This is a genomic window from Pseudomonas allokribbensis (genome assembly GCF_014863605.1).
Lineage (GTDB): Bacteria > Pseudomonadota > Gammaproteobacteria > Pseudomonadales > Pseudomonadaceae > Aquipseudomonas > Aquipseudomonas allokribbensis.
Genome location: NZ_CP062252.1, coordinates 4,509,505 through 4,531,538, shown reverse-complemented (window position 1 = coordinate 4,531,538; position 22,034 = coordinate 4,509,505). Strand labels below are relative to the sequence as shown.

At 60.3% G+C, this 22,034-nt stretch carries 15 protein-coding genes; 10 read left to right on the top strand and 5 right to left on the bottom strand.

The annotated features are described in order from the left end of the window. Positions 1-221 precede the first annotated feature (221 nt). Positions 222-2,963 carry an aconitate hydratase AcnA gene (acnA, locus tag IF199_RS20630; protein WP_102621852.1) on the bottom strand — a complete coding sequence of 914 codons (2,742 nt, stop codon included), beginning with the start codon at positions 2,961-2,963 and terminating at the stop codon, positions 222-224. 364 nt (positions 2,964-3,327) lie between these two features. Here acnA and rlmM point away from each other — a divergent pair, with 364 nt between their 5' ends. Next, positions 3,328-4,401: a 23S rRNA (cytidine(2498)-2'-O)-methyltransferase RlmM gene (rlmM, locus tag IF199_RS20625; protein ID WP_192558570.1), complete on the top strand. Its 1,074-nt coding sequence runs from the start codon at positions 3,328-3,330 to the stop codon at positions 4,399-4,401. Between the two features lie 65 nt (positions 4,402-4,466). After that, complete coding sequence (gene tusA, locus IF199_RS20620) at positions 4,467-4,718, top strand: sulfurtransferase TusA (RefSeq protein WP_011335204.1); 252 nt, start codon at positions 4,467-4,469, stop codon at positions 4,716-4,718. 50 nt (positions 4,719-4,768) lie between these two features. Here the strand turns inward: tusA and IF199_RS20615 are convergent, their stop codons facing one another. Beyond that, entirely contained in the window at positions 4,769-6,178 is a 1,410-nt protein-coding gene (locus IF199_RS20615; protein WP_096822097.1) for an MATE family efflux transporter, read from the bottom strand. Between the two features lie 177 nt (positions 6,179-6,355). Between IF199_RS20615 and pdxB the strand changes: the two genes are divergently transcribed. Next, positions 6,356-7,498, top strand: a complete 1,143-nt coding sequence (pdxB, locus tag IF199_RS20610; RefSeq protein ID WP_192558569.1) for a 4-phosphoerythronate dehydrogenase PdxB — start codon at positions 6,356-6,358, stop codon at positions 7,496-7,498. A gap of 57 nt (positions 7,499-7,555) precedes the next feature. Here the strand turns inward: pdxB and IF199_RS20605 are convergent, their stop codons facing one another. After that, positions 7,556-7,735: a PA1571 family protein gene (locus IF199_RS20605; RefSeq protein WP_065260694.1), complete on the bottom strand. Its 180-nt coding sequence runs from the start codon at positions 7,733-7,735 to the stop codon at positions 7,556-7,558. Positions 7,736-7,993: 258 nt separating this feature from the next. Between IF199_RS20605 and IF199_RS20600 the strand changes: the two genes are divergently transcribed. Continuing rightward, positions 7,994-9,787 carry an ABC transporter transmembrane domain-containing protein gene (locus tag IF199_RS20600; protein ID WP_192558568.1) on the top strand — a complete coding sequence of 598 codons (1,794 nt, stop codon included), beginning with the start codon at positions 7,994-7,996 and terminating at the stop codon, positions 9,785-9,787. A gap of 93 nt (positions 9,788-9,880) precedes the next feature. Here the strand turns inward: IF199_RS20600 and IF199_RS20595 are convergent, their stop codons facing one another. Further along, positions 9,881-11,809: a transglycosylase SLT domain-containing protein gene (locus IF199_RS20595; RefSeq protein ID WP_096822095.1), complete on the bottom strand. Its 1,929-nt coding sequence runs from the start codon at positions 11,807-11,809 to the stop codon at positions 9,881-9,883. Between the two features lie 213 nt (positions 11,810-12,022). Here IF199_RS20595 and IF199_RS20590 point away from each other — a divergent pair, with 213 nt between their 5' ends. Continuing rightward, positions 12,023-13,945 (top strand): ATP-binding cassette domain-containing protein, encoded by a 1,923-nt coding sequence (locus IF199_RS20590; RefSeq protein WP_096822094.1) that lies wholly within the window; start codon positions 12,023-12,025, stop codon positions 13,943-13,945. 76 nt (positions 13,946-14,021) lie between these two features. Here the strand turns inward: IF199_RS20590 and IF199_RS20585 are convergent, their stop codons facing one another. Then, entirely contained in the window at positions 14,022-14,459 is a 438-nt protein-coding gene (locus tag IF199_RS20585) for a universal stress protein (RefSeq protein ID WP_047295289.1), read from the bottom strand. A gap of 103 nt (positions 14,460-14,562) precedes the next feature. On the opposite strand from IF199_RS20585, the gene IF199_RS20580 reads away from it, so the two are divergent. The 5 genes from IF199_RS20580 to topA all read left to right on the top strand — a co-directional run bounded on the left by IF199_RS20580 (position 14,563) and on the right by topA (position 21,977). Continuing rightward, positions 14,563-15,000, top strand: coding sequence for a hypothetical protein (locus IF199_RS20580; protein WP_085733480.1), 438 nt, complete (start codon positions 14,563-14,565; stop codon positions 14,998-15,000). 540 nt (positions 15,001-15,540) lie between these two features. Then, positions 15,541-17,688 carry a fatty acid oxidation complex subunit alpha FadB gene (fadB, locus tag IF199_RS20575; RefSeq protein ID WP_096822092.1) on the top strand — a complete coding sequence of 716 codons (2,148 nt, stop codon included), beginning with the start codon at positions 15,541-15,543 and terminating at the stop codon, positions 17,686-17,688. A 32-nt stretch (positions 17,689-17,720) separates the two neighbouring features. Beyond that, a complete protein-coding gene (gene fadA / locus IF199_RS20570) occupies positions 17,721-18,896 on the top strand; it encodes an acetyl-CoA C-acyltransferase FadA (protein ID WP_085608206.1) in 1,176 nt (391 codons plus the stop codon). 99 nt (positions 18,897-18,995) lie between these two features. Further along, the gene (locus tag IF199_RS20565) at positions 18,996-19,232 is read left to right on the top strand and encodes a DUF1653 domain-containing protein (RefSeq protein ID WP_007953059.1); all 237 of its coding nucleotides are present in this window, start codon (positions 18,996-18,998) and stop codon (positions 19,230-19,232) included. 114 nt (positions 19,233-19,346) lie between these two features. Beyond that, positions 19,347-21,977 (top strand): type I DNA topoisomerase, encoded by a 2,631-nt coding sequence (topA, locus tag IF199_RS20560; protein WP_096822091.1) that lies wholly within the window; start codon positions 19,347-19,349, stop codon positions 21,975-21,977. Positions 21,978-22,034 lie beyond the last annotated feature (57 nt).

The following is a 22,034-nucleotide window of genomic DNA, read 5'->3' as shown; positions in this document are numbered from 1 at the left end:
ATTGCCGATTGGATCCAGAGCGTAATCTAGCCTCATCAACTGAAGCACAGGGAGTGTTTCAGGATCACGGATGATCGACCATTAGCAAGGATCGCTGCCGACAGGGAGTCGATAATGGTCTTGGGAAAAACCCGCTTCGGCGGGTTTTTTTTCGCCTATGGAAAAGTACCGTGCCCAAACAGAAACACCGCCGATTGGCGGTGTTTCTGCATCTGCAGGTTTTACGAAGCGATCAACTGCCGCAACACGTAATGCAGGATCCCGCCGGACTTGAAGTACTCCACCTCGTTAAGGGTGTCGATGCGGCACAGCACTTCGATTTTCTCCTGACGCCCGTCTTCTCGGGTGATCACCAGGGTCAGGTTCATCCTTGGCGTCAGCTCGACTCCGGTCAGACCCTGAATCTCCAGGGTTTCCTTGCCGGTGAGGTTCAGGCTCTTGCGGTTTTGATCCAGCTTGAACTGCAACGGCAGCACGCCCATGCCTACCAGGTTGGAACGGTGGATTCGCTCGAAGCTTTCGGCGATCACTGCTTTCACCCCAAGCAGGTTGGTGCCCTTGGCGGCCCAGTCGCGGCTGGAGCCGGTGCCGTATTCTTGCCCGGCAATCACCACCAGTGGTGTTCCCGAAGCTTGATAACGCATGGCTGCATCGTAGATCGCCAGTTTTTCTCCGGTCGGAATGTAGATCGTGTTGCCACCTTCTTCGCCGCCGAGCATTTCGTTGCGGATGCGGATGTTGGCGAAAGTGCCGCGCATCATCACTTCGTGGTTGCCGCGGCGCGAACCGTAGGAGTTGAAGTCCCGTGGCTCGACGCCTTGCTCGCGCAGGTAACGCCCGGCCGGGCTGTCGGCCTTGATGTTGCCGGCGGGGGAGATGTGGTCAGTGGTCACCGAATCGCCTAACAGCGCCAGCACTCGCGCGCCTTTCACATCGGCGATCACCGGCAATGGCCCGGCGATGTCATCGAAGAACGGCGGATGCTGGATGTAAGTCGAATCTGCCTGCCAGACGTAGGTCGCGGCTTGCGGCACTTCGATGGCTTGCCACTGTTCGTCACCGGCAAACACCTCGGCGTACTCCTTGTGGAACATCGCCGTGTTGACCTGATTCACCGCGTCGGCGATTTCCTTGCTGCTTGGCCAGATATCACGCAGGTAAACCGGATTGCCCTGTTGGTCGTTGCCCAGCGGTTCGCTGCTGATATCGGTGCGCACACTGCCGGCCAGGGCGTAGGCAACCACCAGCGGCGGTGACGCCAGCCAGTTGGTTTTCACCAGCGGATGCACCCGGCCTTCGAAGTTGCGGTTGCCGGACAGCACCGAAGCGACGGTCAGGTCGGCTTTCTGGATGGCTTTTTCGATCGGCTCCGGCAGTGGTCCGGAGTTGCCGATGCAGGTGGTGCAGCCGTAGCCCACCAATGAAAAACCGAGTTGATCGAGGTACTGCGTAAGCCCGGCGGCTTTGTAGTAATCGGTGACTACTTTCGAACCCGGTGCCAATGAACTCTTCACCCACGGCTTGCGCGTCAGACCTTTCTCCACGGCTTTTTTCGCCAGCAGGCCGGCGGCCATCATCACGCTCGGGTTGGAGGTGTTGGTACAGGAGGTGATCGCGGCAATCACCACCGCGCCGTTTTTCAGGCGATAAGTGTGGCCGTCGTACTCGTAATCCGTTTCACCGACAAGATCGGCATTGCCCACGGCGACACCGCCGCCGCCCTCGCTTTCCAGACGTCCTTCTTCCTTGCTGGTGGGTTTGAATTGCAGGTCGAGGAAGTCACTGAAGGCCTGGCCGACATTCGGCAGGGACACCCGGTCCTGTGGGCGTTTCGGCCCGGCGAGGCTGGCTTCGACGCTGCCCATGTCCAGCGCCAGGCTGTCGGTGAACACCGGTTCCTGACCGGGCAGACGCCACAGGCCCTGAGCCTTGGTGTAGGCCTCGACCAGTTTCACCACTTCAGTCGGGCGGCCGGAGAGGCGCAGGTATTCGAGGGTTACGTCATCGACCGGGAAGAAACCGCAGGTCGCACCGTATTCCGGGGCCATGTTGGCGATGGTCGCGCGGTCGGCCAGCGGCAGGTCGGCGAGGCCGTCGCCATAGAACTCGACGAATTTGCCGACCACGCCTTTCTTGCGCAACATCTGGGTCACGGTCAGCACCAGGTCAGTGGCGGTGATGCCTTCCTTGAGCTTGCCGGTGAGTTTGAAGCCGATGACTTCGGGAATCAGCATCGACACCGGTTGCCCGAGCATCGCGGCTTCCGCCTCGATTCCGCCGACGCCCCAGCCAAGTACGCCGAGGCCGTTGATCATGGTGGTGTGGGAGTCGGTGCCGACCAGTGTGTCGGGGAAGGCATAGGTGCGGCCGTCTTCGTCCTTGGTCCACACCGTGCGTCCGAGGTATTCGAGGTTGACCTGGTGGCAGATCCCGGTGCCCGGCGGCACCACGCTGAAGTTGTCGAAGGCGCTCTGGCCCCAGCGCAGGAAGGCGTAGCGTTCGCCGTTGCGCTGCATTTCGATGTCGACGTTCTGTTCGAAAGCGCTGGCGCTGCCGAATTTATCGACCATCACCGAGTGGTCGATCACCAGATCCACCGGCGACAGCGGATTGATCCGCTGCGGATCGCCGCCAGCCTTGGCCATGGCGGCGCGCATCGCGGCCAGATCGACCACGGCCGGTACGCCGGTAAAGTCCTGCATCAGCACCCGGGCAGGGCGGTACTGGATTTCCCGGTCGGAGCGGCGCTCCTTGAGCCACGCGGCAATCGCCTTGAGGTCGGCGCCGGTGACGGTTTTTTCATCTTCCCAGCGCAGCAGGTTTTCCAGCAGGACTTTCAACGACATGGGCAGCTTGTCGATATTGCCCAGGCTTTTGGCAGCATCCGGCAGGCTGAAGTAGTGGTAAGTCTTGTCATCGACTTTCAAGGTTTTAAGGGTGTTCAGGCTATCAAGGGACGGCATTACGATCACTCCTTTCAGGCTGTTTGAAAACTACTGCGCTCGGCAATCCTGCGTTAAAAACAGGCTCGGAATGCTCATTTACAACTCGTAGACTCCGCTTCCAAGCCTGTTTTTGCCTTGTCTTGCCTTCGCTCGCTACGTTTTCAAACAGCCTGTTTGAGTCCGCACGGCTACGGACTGAGGGGACGGGCAGAGCTATCAACGTAGCCCTGTTTTCAGTAGCTGGCTAATAACTGGACTCTATGGGCAAGTCCAAGGTTCCGACATGGGCTATCATGCGCCGGTTTTCGTGACAGGCTTTGCTTCAACGCAGGTCTGGGCATCGCGCAGGGGATGAATGATCGCCCTCTGCCCAGGAGTAAGAATGAACACCCTATTCATGCATTGCCGGCCAGGCTTCGAAGGCGAAGTCTGCTCGGAGATTTCCGACCTCGCCGCCCAACTGAACGTGGCCGGTTACGCCAAGGCCAAACCGGCGACCGCTTGCGCCGAGTTCGTCTGCACCGAAGAAGACGGCGCCGAGCGCCTGATGCGTGGCCAGCGTTTCGCCGCGCTGATCTTCCCGCGCCAGTGGGCGCGTGGACTTTTCATCGATCTGCCGGAAACCGACCGCATCAGCGTGATCCTCGCACACATGGCCGAATTCCCGGTGTGCGGCAGCTTGTGGTTGGAGGTCGTCGACACCAACGACGGCAAGGAACTGTCGAACTTCTGCAAGAAGTTCGAAGGCCCGCTACGCAAGGCGCTGACCGGCGCCGGCAAACTGGTGGACGACGCCAGCAAGCCACGCCTGCTGCTGACCTTCAAGAGCGGTCGTGAGGTGTTCCTCGGTCTGGCCGATGCCGGTAACTCGGCGATGTGGCCGATGGGCATTCCGCGTCTGAAATTTCCGCGCGAGGCGCCGAGCCGTTCGACCCTGAAGCTGGAAGAGGCCTGGCATCACTTCATTCCCCGCGATCAGTGGGAAGATCGCCTGCACAGCGACATGACCGGTGTCGACCTCGGCGCTGCGCCGGGCGGCTGGACCTGGCAACTGGTCAATCGCGGCATGCTGGTGACGGCCATCGACAACGGCCCGATGGCCGAAAGCCTGATGGACACCGGCCTGGTGCAGCACTTGATGGCCGACGGTTTCACCTTCAAACCAAAGCAACCGGTGGACTGGATGGTCTGCGACATCGTCGAGAAGCCGGCGCGCAACGCCGCGATGCTCGAAGAGTGGATCGGCGAGGGTCATTGCCGGGAAGCGGTGGTCAACCTCAAGTTGCCGATGAAGCAGCGTTACGCCGAAGTGAAGCGTCTGCTCGAGCGTATCGCCGATGGTTTCAAGGCCCGCGGGATCAAGGTCGATATCGGCTGCAAGCAGCTATACCACGACCGCGAGGAAGTGACCTGCCATTTGCGTCGCCATGACGTGAAGAAAGCCAAAGCCCGCTGAGCGCGCGACAGGTGACCGAACACCCGGCATTGGGCGACAATGCCGGCCAGTTTCAGGAGTGAATCATGAGTGAAATGATCAATACGCCGGTCGACGGCACCCTTGACGCCACCGGCCTCAACTGCCCGGAGCCGGTGATGATGCTGCATCAGCACATTCGTGACCTGGTGCCCGGCGGCTTGCTCAAGGTGATCGCCACCGACCCGTCGACCCGCCGCGACATCCCCAAGTTCTGCGTGTTTCTCGACCATGAACTGGTGGGCCAGCACGAAGAAGCCGGGACCTATCTGTACTGGATCCGCAAGAAGTCCGGTTGATCGAAAGGCAAAAAAAAGACCTGCATGTGCAGGTCTTTTTTTATCGCCGATCAGCCCATCGAGCGGCTGATGCGAATGCGTTTGCGCGCACTGCGCGTCAGGCGGATCGACAGCATCAGCGCCGCACAGCTCAGGCCGACGATCAGGCCTTCCCACAAGCCGCTCGGGCCGCGAGGCTCGCCGAGCCAGTCGGTCAGGCCGAGGGCGTAACCCACCGGCAGGCCGATGCCCCAGTAGGCGAACAGCGTGAGGATCATTGTTACCCGCGTGTCCTGATAACCGCGCAGGGCGCCAGCGGCGGTGACCTGAATCGCGTCGGAGAACTGGAACAGCGCGGAGTACACGATCAGCATCGCGGCGATGTGAATCACCATCGGATCGGAGGTGTAGATCGCCGCAATGTGCTCGCGCATCAGCAGCATCATGCTCGCCGACAGGCAGGCGTAGGCCAGCGCAGTGCCCATGCCGACACCCGCCGCGAAACGCGCTTCACGGGGTTCTTCACGGCCCAGTGCCTGACCGACCCGCACGGTCACCGCCATGCCCAGTGAATACGGAATCATGAACACCAGCGAGCTGACGTTCAGCGCGATCTGGTGCCCGGCCACCACCGTGGCGCCGAGGCTGCCGATCAGCAGCGCGATCACTGCGAAGATGCTCGACTCGGCAAACACCGCGACGCCGATCGGCAGACCGATGGCCAGCAAGCGCTTGATCACCGCCCATTGCGGCCAGTCGAAACGGCTGAACAGTTCGCTCGACTTGTAGGCTGGCGCCCAGCGCTCGTAACCGGCCAGGCCCAGCGCCATCACCCACATCACGATCGCTGTGGCCCAGCCGCAACCGACGCCGCCCATGGCCGGAACGCCGAAGTGACCGTAAATGAACACGTAGTTCAACGGAATGTTCAGCGCCAGCCCACACAGGCCCAACACCATCGCCGGCCGCGTGCGGCCGAGGCCATCACTGGTGCAGCGCAGCACATGGTAGAAGGCCACTGCTGGCAGACCGCTGGCGATGCCGTGCAGGTACTGCATGCACGGGCCGATCAGTTCCGGATCGACTTTCATCAGGTGCAGGATCGGTTCGGCGCTGAACAGCATGCCGGTCGCCATCAGTCCGACCACCAGTGCCAGCCACAAGGCCTGACGCACGATCGGGCCGATCTCGCTGTGGGTGCCGGCGCCGAAGCGCTGGGCGACTTTCGGCGTGGTGGCCAGCAGGGTGCCGGTCATCAGCAGAAACACCGGCACCCAGATCGAGTTGCCCAGCGCCACGGCCGCCAGATCCTTTGGCCCGACGCGCCCGGCCATCACCGCATCGACGAAGCCCATGGCGGTGGTCGCCAGTTGCGCGATCATGATCGGCAGGGCCAGGCCGAGCAGATTCTTCAGCTCCAGGCGAACCCGGGCAGGGCGGTTGAGGGAAACGGCGTCAGGGCGTTCAGTTACGGAATTCACAGGCAAAGCGTCCACAGGGGTTGATGCGCAAGGCCGGGCATTCTACGCCGCTGACGTTATGGTCAGGAAAATCCTCTGTTGCGGATTTGTAATCGTCCCGCCTTATCAAGAATCACAGCCTGCTGGCTCATCGCAGTGTCAGCGCCTACACTGCCGATCCGCCCAAGGAGCCCTGCCATGCTGATTGTTGCCGACGAAAATATCCCGCTGCTCGATGCCTTTTTTGCCGGTTTCGGCGAGATCCGCCGGGTGCCGGGCCGTTCCATTGACCGGGCCACGGTCGAACAGGCCGACGTGCTGCTGGTGCGCTCGGTAACTAACGTCAATCGTGCGTTGCTCGAAGGCAGCAAGGTGCGGTTTGTCGGCACCTGCACCATCGGCACCGATCATCTGGATCTCGAATACTTCAATGAGGCCGGCATTACCTGGTCCAGTGCGCCCGGCTGCAATGCCCGGGGCGTGGTGGATTACGTGCTCGGCAGCCTGATGACCCTGGCCGAAATCGAAGGCGTCGATTTGAGTGAGCGCACTTATGGCGTGATCGGCGCCGGTGAAGTGGGCGGTCGCTTGATCAAGGTGCTCAAAGGGCTGGGCTGGAACGTGAAAGTCTGCGATCCGCCGCGTCAGGCAGCCGAGGGCGGTGACTATGTCAGCCTGGAGCAGATCATTGCGCAGTGCGACGTGATCAGCCTGCACACCCCGCTGACCCGCAGCGGTGAAGGCGCGACCTGGCACCTGTTCGACGAGCAACGTTTGCAGCAACTCAAGCCGGGCGCCTGGCTGATCAACGCCGCCCGTGGCCCGGTGGTGGATAACGCCGCGTTGCGCGAAGTGCTGCTGGAGCGTGAAGACCTGCAGGCGGTGCTCGATGTCTGGGAAGCAGAGCCGGAAGTCGATGTCGCGTTGGCCGAACTCTGCGTGCTGGCGACCCCACATATCGCCGGTTACAGCCTCGATGGCAAGCAACGCGGCACGGCGCAGATCTATCAGGCTTACTGCGATTTCATCGGGCAGCCGGCCAGCATTCAGCTCAGCGATCTGTTGCCGGCACCGTGGTTGTCGGAAGTTTCCCTGCATGCCGACAGCGATCCGGCCTGGGCGCTGGCGATGTTGTGCCGTGGTGTGTACGACCCGCGCCGGGACGATGCGGATTTCCGCCGCACCCTGTTGGGTAGCGTCGGTGAGCAACGTGCCGCGTTTGATGTGTTGCGCAAACAGTATCCGGTGCGCCGCGAGATCGAAGGGCTGAAAGTGCGGATCGAGGGGCATTCCCCGGCGTTGCAGCAGATCGTGACGGCGCTGGGCGCTGTGGCCGTTTAAATCGCGGGCAGAAAAAACCCGGCCTCCAGGGGCCGGGTCAGGAAGACGGTGGCGATATCACTTTTGTTCGGCAGGCTTGACCAATCGCTTCTCCAGTTCGCGGCAGGCGTTCTGGATCATGTCTTCAGTGATTGGCACTTCGCGCCCATCCTTATCGATAATCGAGCAACCCAGAGGTTGGCCGGGCTTGGTGCGGATCACTTGAATCTTGTCATCGCTGCTGTGTTGCAAGGACATGGCCTGTCTCCTCATCAGGTTGTGTATGCACAATAAAACCGTCAGGTGACCAGGCTGTGACAACTCCCTTCGATCTTTCCGGAACGGTATCTCCACTCAAGCAGAAATGACCGTTCGTCTCAACCCGGGCATTAGACCGATAGCATCTAGGGGGTAGTCTGGCCGGTCATAATTAACCTGACTCATTGTGATTTGCAGAGTTCCACCCCATTGAGTGTCCAGGCTGGCCCCATTAATCAGCACACGACGTGAACCTGAATGATCCCGATGCTTTCCTCGCGCCACCGCCGGGCCCTGCGCCTGACCAGTCATTTTCTTCAGCCTTATCGCTGGCAGGCCTTCGGCGCACTGCTCGCGCTGATCGTCACGGCCGGCATTACGTTGTCGATGGGGCAGGGCATCAAACTGCTGGTCGACCAAGGCTTCATGACTCAGTCGCCGCACCTGCTCAACCAGTCCATTGGTCTGTTCATGCTGCTGGTGTTGGGGCTCGCGGTCGGCACCTTTGCCCGGTTTTATCTGGTGTCATGGATCGGTGAACGGGTGGTGGCTGACATTCGCCGGCAGGTGTTCAACCATCTGGTGTACCTGCATCCCGGGTTCTACGAGGACAACCGCAGTTCGGAAATCCAGTCACGCCTGACCGCTGACACGACATTGCTGCAATCGGTGATCGGCTCGTCGCTGTCGCTGTTCCTGCGTAATTTGCTGATGGTCATTGGCGGTGTGGTGCTGCTGTTCATCACCAACCCCAAACTCACCAGCATCGTGGTGATCGCGCTGCCATTGGTGATTGCGCCGATCCTGATATTCGGGCGCCGCGTGCGTAATCTTTCGCGGCTGAGTCAGGACCGGATCGCCGACATTGGCAGCTATGTCTCGGAAACCCTCGGCCAGATCAAAACGGTGCAGGCCTACAACCATCAGGTGCAGGACGAACAACGTTTCGCCAGCACCGTCGAGCAAGCGTTCGAAACGGCGCGCAAACGGATTTTCCAGCGGGCCTGGCTGATTACGCTGGTGATCGTGCTGGTGCTCGGTGCCGTCGCGGTGATGTTGTGGGTCGGCGGCATGGACGTGATTGCCGGGCGAATTTCAGCCGGTGAGCTGGCGGCGTTCGTGTTCTACAGCCTGATCGTCGGCAGTGCGTTTGGTACGTTGAGCGAAGTGATCGGCGAATTGCAGCGGGCAGCGGGCGCTGCCGAGCGTATTGCCGAATTGTTGCGTTCGGAGAACATTATCCAACCGCCGAAAGCCGGACTGGTGACCTTGTCGGAGCGGGTTAAAGGCGAACTGGCGTTGCAGGACGTGCGCTTTTCCTACCCTTCGCGTCCGGAAAGCTTTGCCGTTGACGGCTTGAGTCTGACGGTCAACGCGGGCGAAACCCTCGCGCTGGTCGGGCCGTCCGGCGCGGGCAAGTCCACGGTGTATGACTTGCTGCTGCGCTTCTACGATCCGCGCGAGGGCCGGATTCTGATTGATGGCGTGCCACTGACGAGCCTTGATCCTTTGGATTTGCGCCGCTGTTTCGCACTGGTTTCGCAGACCCCGGCGCTGTTCTTCGGCAGCGTCGAAGAAAACATTCGCTACGGTTGCCCGACCGCCACCCTGGAACAAGTGCAGGAGGCGGCAAAAATCGCCCACGCCCACGACTTCATCGAACAAATGCCCGACGGCTACCAGACCCATCTGGGCGACGGCGGTCTCGGTCTGTCAGGCGGCCAACGCCAGCGCCTGGCTATCGCCCGGGCGCTGCTGGTCGACGCGCCGATCCTGCTGCTGGACGAAGCCACCAGCGCCCTCGATGCCCAGAGCGAACACCTGATCCAGCAAGCCCTGCCGAGCCTGATGCAAAACCGCACCACCCTGGTGATCGCCCACCGCCTGGCCACGGTGAAAAACGCCGACCGGATTGCCGTGATGGACCAGGGCAGGCTTGTGGCGATTGGTACGCATCAGGAGCTGATCGCCAGTAATCCGCTGTATGCGCGGTTGGCAGCGTTGCAGTTCAGTGATGGGCATCTGGCTTCGACCGACCAAGTAACCGACTAAGTAACCGACCATGTAGCCGACCCAGTCGAGCGCCATAAAAAATGCCCGCATCTCTCGATGCGGGCATTTTTGTTTACGTCGATCTTTGCACGATCACTGATCGTCAAAGTACCGCTCATGCCAGTCCACCAGCGGTTGCGGCGAGTTGAGTTTCTGGCCGTAGATCACCGAGTAGGACAGCACGTTCTGCACGTACTGACGGGTTTCGTCGAACGGGATGCTTTCTACCCACACGTCGAAGCTCAGGTGATCGGCGCCACGCAGCCACTGGCGTACGCGGCCGGGGCCGGCGTTGTAGGCGGCGGAGGCGAGCACGCGGTTGCCGTTGAACTGGCTGTGCACCTGGCTCAGATAGGCGGCGCCGAGCTGGATGTTCTTGTCCGGATCAAGCACTTGCTGTGGCGAGGCCAGAGGGATGCTGAACTTGCGCGCGGTTTCCTTGGCGGTACCGGGCATCAGTTGCATCAGGCCGCTGGCGCCGACACCGGAGCGGGCGTCGTCCATGAAGGCGCTTTCCTGACGGGTGATGGCGAACACCCAGCTCGAATGCAGGCCGCGCACCTTGGCTTCACGCACCAGGGTGTCTCGGTGGGCCATCGGGAAGCGGATGTCCAGGTCGTCCCAGTATTGCGCCTGGCTGATGGTGCGGATCGCCGGGAAGTACCACTTCAGGTCGTAGGCCAGTTTGGCCTGGGCGACCATTTCATCGCGGTTGAAGTGACGGCTGACGTGGTACCACTCGCGACGCCCGTCGACGATCTGCCCGCGGGCGTGGAATTCCAGCGCGCGACGTACGCCGGGCGTGTTGCGCACCTTGTTGATGGTGGCCTGGCTGAGTACCAGCGGTTTGTTGACCAGCGAATAAGGCAGCTGCGAGCGATCGGCGGCAAGGAAACCGTAGAAATCCCGTTCCCGTGCGAGGCTCTTGTACAGCGTCTGCGCTTCCGGGTTCTGCGGTTGCGCCAGTTCCAGGCTGCGGGCCTGCCAGTAACGCCAGCGGTTGGTGGTGGCCAGATCCTGCGGCAGGCGGCGGGTCAACTGATAGGCGTCGTCCCAGCGCGCCAGACGCAGCAACAGGCGCAGGCGCCATTCGGAAACAGTGTTGTCGCGCAGTTCCGGGTCATATTTGGTCATCACGTCCAGCGCACGGCTGTCGAAACGACGGGCGAGGGTCAGGCCGATTTCCCGGGCGATCGCGACTTTTTCATCCCGGGAGAAATGCATGCTGCTGGCGTAGCCGTCGAGCAGGTCCATGGCCTTGTCCGGATCCTGACGCGCCAGACGGCGCAGGCCGAGGCTGACGATGTCCGACATCGGCTCGTCGGCCGGGGTGAAGCGCGATGGCTGGTTGAGCAGTTCCGGTTTCTGCGCGACATCCACCAGCAGACGCCCGCGTGGGGCGAGGGTGGTCAGGCCGTTGACCAGGCTGTTGGCCAGCGGATAGTTGCGTGTCTGAGCGGCGAGCTTGGTGCGTTCCCAGCGTTTTTGCTCGGTCAACTGACCGTCGGCGGCCCAGATCCCGAACAGCGCATCACACGCCGCCGGTTGGGATTTGCCGGTCAGCCAAAGCTTGTCGGCGTTGGCATAACCCTCGGCCTTGCGGCCACTGCTGATCTGGTACTGCGCGTTCAGGCAGTCCAGCTCGGTGAAGTTGAGTTTCGGGTCGTAATACTTGACGAAGGTCGCCCATTCGCCACGGTCGGCCAGCCAGCGCAACCAGCGCAGCTTCATCCAGTTGGCCTGGGGCAGGTCACCGTGTTCGGCGAGGAATTTTTCGATTTCCGCGTTGCTGGCGGTCTTCAGCCGGGCGGTCAGCTCGTCGTAGGCCAGGTATGGCTCCAGCGGATAATCGGCGAGGGCCTGGCTGTAACGGAAGTACGGGCCGGTGTCGCCCTTGGCCAGGGCGCGTTTGGCCTCATCGTAATACTGGCGCTGGGTGGACAGGTCCACCGCCTGGGCGGATTGGGCAGCAGCGGCGGTGAGTAGCAAACAGGACAAAACACTGAAAAGGCGACTGCGCATGAGACATCCGGGCAGAGAAATCATGACAAGTGCCGACAGTAGCGGCACTGAATTGTCTGTAGCTTAGCCTTTTGCCAGCAGCCGGCGAAAGCTTTGCGGGCCTTGCGGCACAAGTTCGCAACAATTGTTGTGCAGAGTGCGTCAGCGGCGAAATTGCCGGCCTGCTCGGGTCCCGATTCAGGTAGAATGCGCGCCCGGTTTTTGGAGAAGCTCATGACCCTGCTCAAATTCAGCGATGTGTCCCTTGCATTCGGCGCGATGCCGTTGTTGGACAAGGTGTCCTGGCAGATCGCCCGTGGTGAGCGGGTGTGCATCATCGGCCGCAACGGCACTGGCAAGTCCAGCATGATGAAACTGGTCAAGGGCGACCAGAAGCCTGATGACGGCTCGGTGTGGCGTGCCCCCGGTCTGAAAATCGGTGAATTGCCGCAGGAATTGCCGGTGGCCGACGAGCGGACAGTGTTCGACGTGGTCGCCGAAGGCCTCGACGGCGTTGGTGCCTTGCTCGCCGAATACCATCACCTGAGCCAGAACATCGTCACCGACGCCGATCTGGACAAGCTGATGCACGTCCAGCACGACCTCGAAGCCCGCGATGGCTGGCGCTTGCAGACCCTGGTCGACAGCACCCTGAGCCGCCTGCAACTGCCGGCCGACAAGACCCTTGCCGAGTTGTCCGGCGGCTGGCGTCGTCGCGTGCTGCTGGCGCAGGCGCTGGTGTCCGAGCCGGATCTGCTGCTGCTCGACGAGCCCACCAACCACCTGGACATCGGTGCAATTGCCTGGCTTGAAGAAGCACTGAAGGATTTCCAGGGCGCCGTGCTGTTCATCACGCACGACCGTTCCTTCCTGCAAAACCTCGCCACCCGCATCCTTGAACTGGATCGCGGCGGCCTGATCGACTGGAACGGCGACTACGCCAGTTTCCTGGTTCACAAAGAAGCCGCACTGGCTGCCGAAGAAACCGCCAACGCGCTGTTCGACAAGCGTCTGGCCCAGGAAGAAGTGTGGATTCGCCAGGGCATCAAGGCCCGTCGTACCCGTAACGAAGGCCGCGTACGTGCGCTGAAAGCCCTGCGCGTCGAACGCAGTGAGCGTCGCGAGCGTACCGGCAAGGCCAACATCCAGCTGGATACCGCAGAGAAGTCCGGCAAGCAGGTGATGGTGCTGGATAACGTGAGCTTCGCGCATCCGGGCGGTCCGTTCCTGATTCGCGATTTCTCCATGGTGCTGCAGCGCGGCGACCGGATCGGTCTGCTCGGCGCCAACGGTACCGGCAAGACCACCCTGCTGAAACTGATGCTCAGCGGTCTGCAACCGACCAGCGGCAAGGTGGAAGAGGGCACCCGGATCGACGTGGCCTACTTCGACCAGTTGCGCCATCAGCTGGATCTGGAAAAGACCGTGATCGATAACGTCGCCGAAGGTCGCGACTTCATCGATATCGACGGCCAGAGCCGTCACGTGCTCAGCTACCTCGGCGACTTCCTGTTCAGCCCGCAGCGCGCCCGTACGCCGGTGAAGGCGTTGTCCGGTGGTGAGCGTGCACGTCTGCTGCTTGCCAAACTGTTCAGCAAGCCAGCGAACCTGCTGGTGCTCGACGAACCGACCAACGATCTGGACGTGGAAACCCTCGAACTGCTCGAAGAAGTGCTGTTGACCTTCAACGGCACTGTGCTGATGGTCAGTCACGACCGGGCATTCCTCGACAACGTGGTGACCAGCACCCTGGTCTTCGAAGGTGAAGGCAAGGTTCGCGAATACGTCGGTGGCTATCAGGACTGGATCCGTCAGGGTGGTTCGCCGCGCCTGTTGGGCGTGACCGAAAGCAAATCCGGCAAGGCTGACCTGAATTCGGCGGTGGTCACCGCCGAGCCGGCTCCGGTCGCCGCGCCTGTTGCTGCGGCCCCGGCTGCGAAGAAGAAGCTGAGCTACAAGCTTCAGCGCGAGCTGGAAGCGTTGCCGGGCGACATCGACGCCAAGGAGCAGCAGATCGCTGCTGTCGAGGCTGAAATGGCTGAAGCCGGTTTCTACCAGCGTCCGCCGGCCGAAACGGCCAAAGTCATTGCTTCGCTGGAGCAGTTGCAGGCTGAGCTGGATGCGTTGGTGGAGCGTTGGGCCGAGCTGGACGCCTGATAGCTTCCGGTCATGAAAAAGCCCGGCGTCCAGTGATGGGCGCCGGGCTTTTTTAGCTTTTCATAAGAGAGCGGGATCAGCGTTTGACCAGGTGCACCGCCAGCACATCGCAAGGCGCGCCGTGCAGGACATCGTTGGCGGTCGAGCCCAATAGCAGCGCCAGGCCGTGCCGGCCATGGCTGCCGACCACGATCAGGTCGCATTCCTGATCCTTGGCGAAATGGTGGATTTCCTGGCGTGGCTGACCATAGGTCAGGTGGCAGTTGGAGCCTTCCAGTTCGGTGTATTTGTGCTTCAGGCGCTCGAGGCGCTCCTTGGCCTGATCGAACTGCTGTTGTTGCAGTTGTGACAGATCCATTGGCACGTCACCCCCGAAGGCCATGGCCATCGGTTCGACGATATGCACCAGCGACAGCTTGGCGCCATTGCTCACCGACAGCTCTCGGGCGCGGTGGATCACAGGGTCGCACTCTTCGGTCAGATCTACGGCGACCAGGATATGGTGGTAGGGCATGAGGTGCTCCTCGTGAGGGATCAATATTGTTAAGTATGGCTGGTTTCAAGCGCATTGGTTCCAAAGTGACGCAATGGGCTCATCAAGATTCGGGAGTAGAGATATGACGGTCTGGCTGGTGGTGTCAATCCTGCTGGTGGTGTTGAGCCCCCTGGCGTGGTTGCGCCCGTCCCGTGCACAGAGTGGCCGGATAGCCTTGCGCACGGAGGCCCGGCGCATCGGGTTGGCCATGCAGCTGGCGCCTCAGGAATGGCCGCACTGGCTGTCTCAGGAGCCGCCCAATCCGTGTGCGCAATACCATCGGCCGCGGCGCAGCAAGCAGCCGGTGTGCTGGACGTACTGGCAGAAGTCCCCGGGCGTGTGGGTCAATCAGTGGCAGGAAGCCTGTGAGGACCCGCTTCTGCTGAATCATTTCGAGAAATTGCCGGGCAACGTTTTCAAGGTTGAAGCCGACAAGCAGATGATCGCGCTGTATTGGGGCGAGAAGGGCGAAGCGACGGTTTTGCTGGAAATCGATGCCACGCTGAAAGCGCTGGCATGACTCGCGGACTTTTCGTGCTGCAACGGTGCGAAACGTCCGGCAGACGAGCAATAAAAAGCCCGACATGATTCATCGGGCGGGGTTGGCCAGGCAGGCCGGAAATTCTTTTTGGCATTGATCCGGTTAGGTCCGGTCAGCAAAAGTGCGCCTGTTTTCCTTCGTAGTCCAGCCAGCGTAGCCTGTTAAACAAGGCCTGCAGCGAATTAGGGCGACTTTTCTAACTATTAATCTTATGAATGCCCTCACATGCAAGCATGTGTTGGCGGGCTGCGTCTTACAGAAATGACCGCAAAGTCGCATTTCAACCCGTATTTAGGGCGATTGACAATTGTCGGAAATTCCGTGAAGGTGGCGTACCCAAATCAAACGGGCGTATGAATTGAGCGTTTGTATTGCAGACTGCTCCTACAGAATCCCGACTATCGCGTTGGCGGGTGTGCCGGGTGGATTGGTGTCAGCATTGACGAAAAAGCGTCCTGCCGAGCCATTCGCCTGCGTCCGACGTGTACTGTTCAGCTTCCATATCGTGGAGATCAGTTGATGATTTACGAAGGTAAAGCCATCACGGTTAAAGCTCTTGAAAGTGGCATCGTCGAATTGAAATTCGACCTCAAGGGTGAGTCCGTCAACAAGTTCAACCGTCTTACCCTGAACGAACTGCGTCAGGCCGTAGACACCATCAAGGCAGATGCTTCGATCAAGGGCGTGATCGTCAGCAGTGGCAAGGACGTGTTCATCGTCGGCGCCGACATCACCGAATTTGTCGACAACTTCAAGCTGCCGGATGCCGAGCTGGTTGCTGGCAATCTCGAAGCCAACAAGATCTTCAGCGATTTCGAAGACCTCAACGTTCCGACCGTCGCCGCGATCAACGGCATCGCCCTGGGTGGCGGTCTGGAAATGTGCCTGGCCGCGGACTACCGCGTCATGTCCACCAAGGCCAAGATCGGTCTGCCGGAAGTCAAACTGGGCATCTACCCGGGCTTCGGCGGTACCGTGCGTCTGCCGCGCCTGATCGGTGCCGACAACGCCATCGAGTGGATTGCCGCCGGCAAGGAAAACCGTCCTGAAGACGCGCTGAAAGTCGGCGCTGTCGATGCCGTGGTTGCTCCTGAAAAACTGCAGGACGCTGCCCTTGAACTGATCAAGCGCGCCATCTCCGGCGAGTTCGACTACAAGGCCAAGCGCCAGCCGAAGCTGGAAAAGCTCAAGCTGAACGCCATTGAACAAATGATGGCTTTCGAAACCGCCAAAGGTTTCGTGGCTGGCCAGGCCGGCCCGAACTACCCGGCACCGGTCGAAGCGATCAAGACCATCCAGAAAGCCGCGAACTTCGGTCGCGACAAGGCGCTGGAAGTCGAAGCCGCAGGTTTCGTGAAACTGGCCAAGACCTCTGCCGCGCAGAGCTTGATCGGTCTGTTCCTGAACGATCAGGAACTGAAGAAAAAGGCCAAGGCCTACGACGAAATCGCCAAAGACGTTAAGCAGGCTGCCGTACTGGGCGCCGGCATCATGGGTGGCGGTATCGCCTATCAGTCGGCCTCCAAAGGTACGCCGATCCTGATGAAGGACATCAACGAGCACGGTATCGAGCAAGGTCTGGCGGAAGCCGCCAAGCTGCTGGTCGGCCGCGTTGATAAAGGCCGCATGACCGCCGCGAAAATGGCTGAAGTGCTCAACGGTATTCGTCCTACGCTGTCCTACGGCGATTTCGGTCACGTTGACCTGGTCGTTGAAGCTGTAGTCGAGAACCCGAAAGTCAAGCAAGCCGTTCTGGCGGAAGTCGAAGACAAGGTCAAAGAGGACACCATCCTCGCGTCCAACACCTCGACCATTTCCATCAGCCTGCTGGCCAAGGCCCTCAAGCGTCCGGAAAACTTCGTCGGCATGCACTTCTTCAACCCGGTGCACATGATGCCGCTGGTGGAAGTGATCCGTGGCGAGAAGTCCAGCGAGCTGGCTGTTGCCACCACCGTTGCCTACGCCAAGAAAATGGGCAAGAACCCGATCGTCGTCAACGACTGCCCGGGCTTCCTGGTCAACCGCGTCCTGTTCCCGTACTTCGGCGGTTTCGCCAAGCTGGTCAGCGCCGGTGTGGACTTCGTCCGTATCGACAAGATCATGGAAAAATTCGGCTGGCCGATGGGCCCGGCATACCTGATGGACGTGGTCGGCATCGACACCGGCCACCACGGTCGTGACGTGATGGCTGAAGGTTTCCCGGATCGCATGAAGGACGACCGTCGTTCGGCCATTGACGTGCTTTACGAAGCCAAGCGTCTGGGTCAGAAGAACGGCAAGGGCTTCTATGCCTACGAGGCCGACAAGAAAGGCAAGCAGAAGAAAGTCGCCGACCCGTCGGTACTGGAAGTGCTCAAGCCGATCGTCTACGAGCAGCGTGAAGTCACTGACGAAGACATCATCAACTGGATGATGATCCCGCTGTGCCTGGAAACCGTGCGTTGCCTGGAAGACGGTATCGTCGAAACCGCTGCCGAAGCCGACATGGGTCTGGTCTACGGTATTGGTTTCCCTCCATTCCGTGGCGGTGCGCTGCGTTACATCGATTCGATCGGTGTTGCCGAGTTCGTTGCCCTGGCCGACCAGTACGCTGATTTGGGCGCGCTCTACCACCCGACCGCGAAGCTGCGTGAAATGGCCAAAACCGGCCAACGGTTCTTCGGTTAAGCGTCCCAACTTTTGAGCGAGAGTGAAATTTTATGAGCTTGAATCCAAGAGACGTCGTGATTGTCGACTTCGGTCGTACTCCGATGGGCCGCTCCAAGGGCGGCATGCACCGCAACACCCGCGCTGAAGACATGTCGGCGCACCTGATCAGCAAACTGCTGGAACGCAACGCCAAGGTCGATCCTGCCGAAGTCGAGGACGTGATCTGGGGCTGTGTGAACCAGACCCTGGAGCAGGGCTGGAACATCGCGCGCATGGCGTCGCTGATGACCCAGATCCCGCACACCTCGGCCGGCCAGACCGTCAGCCGTCTGTGTGGCTCGTCGATGAGCGCGCTGCACACCGCTGCGCAAGCGATCATGACCGGAAACGGTGACGTGTTCGTGGTTGGCGGCGTCGAGCATATGGGTCACGTAAGCATGATGCACGGTGTCGATCCGAACCCGCACATGTCCCTGTACGCGGCGAAAGCCTCGGGAATGATGGGCCTGACTGCTGAAATGCTCGGCAAGATGCACGGCATCACTCGCGAACAGCAGGACGCCTTTGGCGTGCGTTCCCACCAGTTGGCCCACAAGGCAACCGTGGAAGGCAAGTTCAAGGACGAAATCATCCCGATGCAGGGCTATGACGAGAACGGTTTCCTGAAAACCTTCGACTACGACGAAACCATTCGTCCGGAAACCACCCTGGAAAGCCTGGCGGCTCTGAAGCCGGCGTTCAATCCAAAGGGCGGCACCGTGACTGCCGGTACTTCGTCGCAGATCACCGATGGTGCTTCGTGCATGATCGTGATGTCGGCGCAGCGTGCACAGGACCTGGGCATTCAGCCTCTGGCCGTGATTCGTTCGATGGCAGTGGCAGGTGTGGATCCGGCGATCATGGGCTATGGTCCGGTACCGGCTACTCAGAAAGCACTGAAACGTGCCGGCCTGGGTATCAACGATATCGACTTCTTCGAGCTCAACGAAGCGTTCGCCGCACAGGCTCTGCCAGTGCTGAAAGACCTGAAAGTGCTCGACAAGATGAACGAGAAGGTTAACCTGCACGGCGGCGCGATCGCCCTGGGTCACCCGTTCGGTTGCTCCGGTGCCCGTATTTCCGGCACCTTGCTGAACGTGATGAAGCAGAATGGCGGCACCTTCGGGGTGGCCACCATGTGCATTGGCCTCGGCCAAGGCATCTCCACCGTCTTCGAACGCGTTTAAGCGTCTCGTCGATGGAAGCCGGGGCCAAGTGCCCCGGTTTTTGTTTTTGCGGATTTATTTTTGTATTTATTTTGAAAAAATTTGAGTGAGGGCCGAAGCGTGCCGATACAACCTGGGCTCTACCAACATTACAAAGGTCCGCAGTACCGCGTATTCAGTGTTGCGCGGCATTCCGAGACCGAAGAAGAAGTGGTCTTTTACCAAGCCCTGTATGGCGATTACGGCTTTTGGGTACGTCCCTTGAGCATGTTCCTGGAGTCCGTCGAAGTTGACGGCGAGCAGGTCCCGCGCTTTGCTTTGGTGCAAGCCGAACCAAGCCTTTTTTCGAAGCCATAAGGCGAGTGCGCGCAAAACCCTGCGCTTGACCTCACCTTGTAGCCACTATATATAGCGGTGCCGCGTCAGGCGCCAACCGCCTTTCACTTCTAGAATTCAGGAATTTTCTGATCCATGGGCAAATCGCTGGTCATTGTGGAATCCCCGGCTAAGGCCAAGACCATCAACAAGTATCTGGGCAACCAATACGTGGTGAAGTCGAGTATCGGCCATATCCGAGACCTGCCCACCAGCGGTTCGGCTAGCGCCAGCAAGGAGCCTGCCGCCAAGCGCGGCAAGGCCGCCGCGGGCGAAGGGCCGGTGCTCTCGCCGAAGGAAAAGGCACGTAAACAGCTCGTTTCGCGCATGGGTGTCGATCCCGATCATGGCTGGAAAGCCAAGTACGAGATCCTCCCGGGCAAGGAAAAAGTCATCGAAGAGCTGCGCCGGCTCGCCAAGGATGCTGACACCATCTATCTCGCAACCGACTTGGATCGCGAGGGGGAAGCCATTGCCTGGCACCTGCGCGAAGCCATCGGTGGTGACGACAGCCGCTACAAGCGCGTGGTGTTCAACGAAATCACCAAGAAAGCGATTCAGGAAGCCTTCTCGGAGCCGGGCGAGCTCGATATCGATCGAGTGAATGCCCAGCAGGCCCGTCGCTTCCTCGACCGCGTCGTGGGTTACATGGTTTCGCCGCTGCTGTGGGCCAAGATCGCTCGCGGCCTGTCCGCCGGTCGTGTGCAATCGGTTGCCGTGAAACTGGTGGTCGAGCGTGAGCGCGAGATTCGCGCGTTCAATCCGGAAGAATACTGGGAAGTGCATGCCGATCTCGGCACCACCAAAGGTTCGACCGTGCGTTTCGAAGTGGCGCGTGAGAAGGGCGAAGCTTTCAAGCCGCTCAACGAAGCTCAGGCCATGGCTGCGCTGGAGAAGCTGAAATCCTCCAGCTACAGCATCGTCAAGCGTGAAGACAAACCGACCAGCAGCAAACCGTCGGCACCGTTCATCACTTCCACCCTGCAACAGGCCGCGAGCAACCGCCTGGGCTTTGGCGTGAAGAAAACCATGATGATGGCTCAGCGTCTGTACGAAGCTGGCTACATCACTTATATGCGTACCGACTCGACCAACCTCTCGGCTGATGCCGTGACGATGGCGCGCGATTACATCGAAACCGAATTCGGCAAGAAGTACCTGCCGGAGTCGCCGAACGTCTATAGCAGCAAGGAAGGCGCACAAGAGGCTCACGAAGCGATCCGTCCTTCCGACGCCAACACCACGCCGAGCAAGCTCGCGGGTATGGAGCGTGATGCTGAGCGCCTCTACGAGCTGATCTGGCGCCAGTTCCTGGCTTGCCAGATGCTGCCGGCGCAATACCTGTCGACCACCGTCAGCGTGGCTGCTGGCGACTTCGAGCTGCGCGCCAAGGGCCGTATCCTGAAGTTCGACGGCTACACCCGCGTTCTGCCGCAAATCGCCAAGCCTGGCGATGACGATGTCCTGCCGGACATGGCGCAGGGCGACGTGATGAAACTGATCAAGCTTGATCCGACCCAGCATTTCACCAAGCCACCGGCCCGTTACTCGGAAGCCAGCCTGGTGAAGGAAATGGAAAAGCGCGGCATTGGCCGTCCTTCGACCTATGCGGCGATCATTTCGACCATTCAGGATCGCGGCTACGTGACCCTGCACAACCGTCGTTTCTACTCGGAAAAGATGGGCGACATCGTCACCGAGCGTCTGTCGGAGAGTTTCTCGAACCTCATGGACTACGGCTTCACTGCCGGCATGGAAGAGAACCTCGATGACGTGGCCCAGGGCGAGCGCGACTGGAAGAATGTGCTGGACGAGTTCTACGGCGACTTCAAGAAAAAACTCGAAGTGGCTGAAAACCCGGAAGCCGGCATGCGTGCCAACCAGCCGGTAATGACCGACATTCCGTGCACCACCTGCGGCCGTCCGATGCAGATTCGTACTGCCTCTACCGGCGTGTTCCTCGGTTGCTCGGGCTACAGCCTGCCGCCGAAAGAGCGCTGCAAGGCCACCGTCAACCTGGTACCGGGCGATGAAATCGCTGCGGACGACGAGGGCGAATCGGAATCCCTGGTGCTGCGCGGCAAGCATCGCTGCCCGATCTGCAGCACGGCGATGGACGCTTACCTGCTCGACGAAAAGCGCAAGCTGCACATCTGCGGTAACAACCCGGATTGCGCCGGCTATGAAATCGAAGAAGGCAGCTACCGCATCAAGGGCTACGAAGGTCCGAGCCTGGAATGCGACAAGTGCGGCAGCGAGATGCAGCTCAAGACCGGCCGTTTCGGCAAGTTCTTCGGTTGCACCAACGCGACCTGCAAGAACACCCGCAAACTGCTGAAGAGCGGTGACGCGGCGCCGCCGAAGATGGATCCGGTGAAAATGCCTGAGCTGAAATGCGAGAAGGTCAACGACACCTATATCCTGCGTGACGGTGCGTCCGGTCTGTTCCTGGCGGCCAGTCAGTTCCCGAAAAACCGCGAGACCCGTGCTCCGCTGGTGATAGAGATTCTGCCGCACAAGGATGAGATTGATCCGAAGTACCACTTCCTGTGCGAAGCGCCGCAGAAGGATCCGGATGGTCTGCCAGCAGTGATTCGCTACAGCCGCAAGACCAAGGAGCAATACGTCCAGACCGAAGTCGACGGCAAGCCGACTGGCTGGAAAGCGTTCTTCGACGGTGGCAAGTGGACAGTTGAAGACAAGCGTCCGGCAAAAGCCAAGGCTTGAGCAAACGCTGATCTGAAGGTGCGCTGATCAGGCGCCTTCAATACAAAAGGCCGCATG

Bases quoted from the DNA above. Each gene is read 5' to 3' on its own strand.
- IF199_RS20605 (WP_065260694.1), bottom strand. From the start codon at position 7,735: ATGTCCTTGCAACACAGCAGCGATGACAAGATTCAAGTGATCCGCACC.
- IF199_RS20595 (WP_096822095.1), bottom strand. From the start codon at position 11,809: ATGCGCAGTCGCCTTTTCAGTGTTTTGTCCTGTTTGCTACTCACCGCC.
- IF199_RS20585 (WP_047295289.1), bottom strand. From the start codon at position 14,459: ATGCCCTACCACCATATCCTGGTCGCCGTAGATCTGACCGAAGAGTGC.
- fadB (WP_096822092.1), top strand. From the start codon at position 15,541: ATGATTTACGAAGGTAAAGCCATCACGGTTAAAGCTCTTGAAAGTGGC.
- pdxB (WP_192558569.1), top strand. From the start codon at position 6,356: ATGCTGATTGTTGCCGACGAAAATATCCCGCTGCTCGATGCCTTTTTT.
- rlmM (WP_192558570.1), top strand. From the start codon at position 3,328: ATGAACACCCTATTCATGCATTGCCGGCCAGGCTTCGAAGGCGAAGTC.
- fadA (WP_085608206.1), top strand. From the start codon at position 17,721: ATGAGCTTGAATCCAAGAGACGTCGTGATTGTCGACTTCGGTCGTACT.
- acnA (WP_102621852.1), bottom strand. From the start codon at position 2,963: ATGCCGTCCCTTGATAGCCTGAACACCCTTAAAACCTTGAAAGTCGAT.
- IF199_RS20580 (WP_085733480.1), top strand. From the start codon at position 14,563: ATGACGGTCTGGCTGGTGGTGTCAATCCTGCTGGTGGTGTTGAGCCCC.
- topA (WP_096822091.1), top strand. From the start codon at position 19,347: ATGGGCAAATCGCTGGTCATTGTGGAATCCCCGGCTAAGGCCAAGACC.
- IF199_RS20590 (WP_096822094.1), top strand. From the start codon at position 12,023: ATGACCCTGCTCAAATTCAGCGATGTGTCCCTTGCATTCGGCGCGATG.
- tusA (WP_011335204.1), top strand. From the start codon at position 4,467: ATGAGTGAAATGATCAATACGCCGGTCGACGGCACCCTTGACGCCACC.
- IF199_RS20600 (WP_192558568.1), top strand. From the start codon at position 7,994: ATGATCCCGATGCTTTCCTCGCGCCACCGCCGGGCCCTGCGCCTGACC.